At 68.0% G+C, this 3,607-nt stretch carries 4 protein-coding genes; 3 read left to right on the top strand and 1 reads right to left on the bottom strand.

What is annotated here, in order from left to right; translation table 11 throughout:
* Positions 1 to 22 precede the first annotated feature (22 nt).
* From G3N93_RS36490 to G3N93_RS36480, 3 genes are read left to right on the top strand one after another with little or no spacing between them, the layout of a single operon-like run.
* Complete coding sequence (locus G3N93_RS36490) at positions 23 to 2,224, top strand: FUSC family protein (RefSeq protein ID WP_206135188.1); 2,202 nt, start codon at positions 23 to 25, stop codon at positions 2,222 to 2,224.
* On the top strand, positions 2,221 to 2,424 hold the full coding sequence (locus G3N93_RS36485) for a DUF1656 domain-containing protein (protein WP_011351756.1): 204 nt from the start codon (positions 2,221 to 2,223) through the stop codon (positions 2,422 to 2,424). Before G3N93_RS36490 ends, G3N93_RS36485 begins: the two co-directional genes overlap by 4 nt.
* A gap of 12 nt (positions 2,425 to 2,436) precedes the next feature.
* The gene (locus tag G3N93_RS36480) at positions 2,437 to 3,312 is read left to right on the top strand and encodes an HlyD family secretion protein (RefSeq protein WP_206135187.1); all 876 of its coding nucleotides are present in this window, start codon (positions 2,437 to 2,439) and stop codon (positions 3,310 to 3,312) included.
* 21 nt (positions 3,313 to 3,333) lie between these two features.
* Here the strand turns inward: G3N93_RS36480 and G3N93_RS36475 are convergent.
* A partial coding sequence (locus tag G3N93_RS36475) for a methyl-accepting chemotaxis protein (protein WP_241026847.1) occupies positions 3,334 to 3,607 on the bottom strand: 274 nt, incomplete at its 5' end.

Here is a 3,607-nt window from a genome sequence, read left to right as displayed (position 1 = left end):
CACGGTAACGCGGAGCGACGCCATGTCAGCCACCTCCCCCGCTTCCACACCCGCCGGCGGTCCGTTCTCGGCCTGGACCGCCGCGTTCGGCGACTGGGCCCGCACCGACGGCGCCGCCTGGCTCTACCTGTTCAAGGCGCTGCTCGCGACCTTCATTGCGCTCGGCGTGTCGATGCGGCTCGACCTGCCGGCGCCGAAGACGGCCATGACGACCGTCTTCATCGTGATGCAGCCGCAAAGCGGCGCGGTGCTCGCGAAGAGCTTCTACCGGGTTGCCGGCACGATCTTCGGGCTCATCGCGACGCTTACGTTCGTCGGGCTGTTCCCGCAGCAGCCGCAGCTGTTCCTGCTGGCGATCGCCATATGGATCGCACTGTGCACCGCCGGCGCCGCGCGCAACCGCAACTTCCGCAGCTACGGCTTCCTGCTCGCCGGGTATACGACCGCGCTGATCGGCCTGCCCGCGTCGCAACACCCGGACGGGGCATTCATGAGCGCGATGACACGTGTCTCGGAAGTCATCATCGGGATCGTGTCGGCCGGCGTCGTCAGCGCGCTCGTGTTTCCGCAGTACACGGGCGAGCAGATGCGCACGACGGTGCGCAAGCGCTTCGGCAGCTTCGTCGACTACGTCGCGTCGGCGCTGTCGGGCCAACTCGACCGCGCGCACATCGAGACCATCCACACGCGCTTCGTCGCCGATGTGGTCGGCTTCGAAGCCGCGCGCAGCATGGCCGTGTTCGAAAATCCGGACACCCGCATGCGCAGCGGCCGCCTGGCGCGACTGAACAGCGAGTTCATGAGTGCGTCGAGTCGCTTTCACGCACTGCATCAGTTGATGAACCGGCTGCACGCGGCCGGTGCGCAGGCCGCGATCGATGCGATCGAACCGTATTTCCGCGAAATCGCGCCGCTGCTCACGCGCCATGGCGAACCCGTGCGCACGTCGATCGACGCCGCGCACTCGGCCGAGCAACTGCTCGCGTGGCGCGACGCGCTGCCGCGCCGTATCCGCGCGACGCGTGCGGAACTCGAAACGCAGCCCGACTTCCCGCTGCTCGACTTCGACACGGCCGCCGAGCTGCTGTACCGCTTCATCACCGACCTGCAGGAATACGCGGCGACCTATGCGTCGCTCGCGACCGCGACGCACGAGCGCGAACGCTGGATCGAGCGCTACGAGCCGCGCACCAACCGGACTGCAGCCACGATCGCGGGGATCCGCACCGCGACGGTGATTCTCGCGCTGGGCTGGTTCTGGATCGAGACCGCGTGGCCGAGCGGCGTGATGCTGGTGCTGAACGCCGCGGCGACCTGCGCGCTCGCGTCGTCGGCACCACGCCCGACCGCGATGGCCGCACAGATGGGGATGGGCACGGCGCTGGCCGTTTGCACCGGCTTCCTGCTGATGTTCGGCATCTACCCGCGGATCGACGGCTTCTGGCTGCTGTGCGCGGCGCTCGCGCCGTTGCTCGCGATCGGCATCTACATGACGCTGAAGCCGAAGCTCGCGGGCTACGGGATGGGTTACCTGATCTTCTTCTGCTTCCTCGCCGGCCCGGACAGCATCACGCACTACGATCCGATGAGCTTCATGAACGACGCGCTCGCGCTGCTGTTGTCGATGCTGGTATCGGCGATCGCGTTCGCGGTACTGTTTCCGCCGACCGCGCCGTGGCTCAAGAAGCGGCTGTTCGCCGACCTGCGTCACCAGGCCGTCGCGGCCTGCCACGCGCGGCTCGCCGGATTGCGCACGCGCTTCGAGAGCGGCGCGCGCGACCTGATGTACCAGGCGCACACGCTGTCGGCCGACCAGCCCGACGTGCAGCGGGACGCGCTGCGCTGGATGTTCGCGGTGCTCGAAACCGGCAACGCGGCCATCGACCTGCGCCACGAGTTGGCAACGCTGCCGTCCGATCCGCGCTATGCGCCGACGACGCCGTGGCGACGCGCGATCGAGACGATGCGCGCCGCGCTGTCGTCGCTGTTCACGCGGCCGGACGCCGAACGCTTCGATGCGACGCTCGCCGCGGTCAACGATGCGATCGACGCGACCCGGCAGACGCTCGACGCGTTCACGCCGACGCGCGAAGAACGCCACCGGCTGCAGCGCATCCTGAGCCACCTGCATTTCGTGCGGACGGCACTGCTCGATCCCGAATCGCCGCTCGCCGCGCTCAACCGCAACCGCCCCGTGCGTCCCCAACCAGGAGCCTCGTCATGATGCCGCGTGAAATCGCCATTCTCGATGCCTACATGCCCACGGTGGTGCTGATGTTCGTCCTCGGCGCGCTCGCGACCTGGGCCGTCGACCGCCTGCTCGCCTACACGGGCCTCTACCGTCTCGTCTGGCACCCGTCGCTGTTCCGGGCCTGCCTTCTCGTCTGCATTTGCGGCGGACTGAGTCTTGCCGTTTACCGTTGATTCCGAACCATCATGATTCTCAGAAAACTCTTCGGCTTCGTCGCGACCGCCGTCATCCTTCTCGTCGCGATCCTGATCGGGCGCTCGCTGTGGGTGCACTACATGGATGATCCGTGGACGCGCGACGGGCGCGTGCGCGCCGAGATCGTCAACGTCGCGCCGGACGTGTCGGGCGCGATCGTCGAGCTGCCCGTGCATGACAACCAGCTCGTGAAAAAGGGCGACCTGATCATGCAGGTCGACCCGTCGCACTACCAGATCGCGGTCGAGCAGGCGCAGGCGGCCGTCGCCGCCCGTCGCGCGGAACTGCAGATGCGCCGCGACGACGCGGCCCGCCGCGCGGATCTCGATGCGCTCGTCGTGTCGAAGGAAAACCGCGAGAACGCCGCGCGTAGCGCGTCGAGCGCCGATGCGCAGTACCAGCAGGCGATCGCCGCGCTCGACGCCGCGAAGCTCAACCTCGAGCGCACGCGCGTCGTCGCGCCGGTCGACGGCTACATCACGAACCTGCAGACGTTCAAGGGCAACTATGCGGTGGCCGGCCAGGCGAAGCTCGCGATCGTCGACAGCCATTCGTTCTGGGTCTACGGCTACTTCGAGGAAACCAAGCTGCCGCGCGTGAAGATCGGCGCGCCGGCCGAGATGCGGCTGATGAGCGGCGGCGTGATGAAGGGCCACGTCGAAAGCATTTCGCGCGGCATCTACGATCGCGACAACCCGCAAAGCCGCGACCTCGTCGCAGACGTGAACCCGACCTTCAACTGGGTGCGCCTCGCGCAGCGCGTGCCGGTGCGCATCAAGATCGACGACGTGCCGGCCGACGTGGTGCTGTCGGCAGGCACGACCTGCACGGTCATCATCGATCCGGACAAGCAGAAGAAGTCGTAACGACTGAACGGCCGGGCGCGCTCAGGCCGCGATGCGGAAGCGCCCGACCAGCGACTTCAACGCCTGCGCCTGCTCGTCGAGCGCATTCGCCGCGGCGGCCGCCTGCTCGACGAGCGCCGCGTTCTGCTGGGTGCCGGCGTCCATCTGCGTGACCGCGCGGCCGATCTCGTCGATCCCGGCGCTCTGCTCGTCCGATGCGGCGGAAATTTCACCAATGATGTCGGTCACGCGCTTGACCGCGCGCACGACGTCACCCATCGTGCGGCCCGCATCGTGCGCGAGCGCCGCACCGTTA

Origin of the sequence: Burkholderia sp. Se-20378 (assembly GCF_017104665.1) — a bacterium.
Taxonomy (GTDB): domain Bacteria; phylum Pseudomonadota; class Gammaproteobacteria; order Burkholderiales; family Burkholderiaceae; genus Burkholderia; species Burkholderia lata.
This window is presented reverse-complemented; position numbering and strand designations above follow the sequence as displayed.

Excerpts from the sequence above, each read along its gene's own strand:
- G3N93_RS36490 (WP_206135188.1), top strand. The coding sequence starts at position 23 with ATGTCAGCCACCTCCCCCGCTTCCACACCCGCCGGCGGTCCGTTCTCG.
- G3N93_RS36485 (WP_011351756.1), top strand. The coding sequence starts at position 2,221 with ATGATGCCGCGTGAAATCGCCATTCTCGATGCCTACATGCCCACGGTG.
- G3N93_RS36480 (WP_206135187.1), top strand. The coding sequence starts at position 2,437 with ATGATTCTCAGAAAACTCTTCGGCTTCGTCGCGACCGCCGTCATCCTT.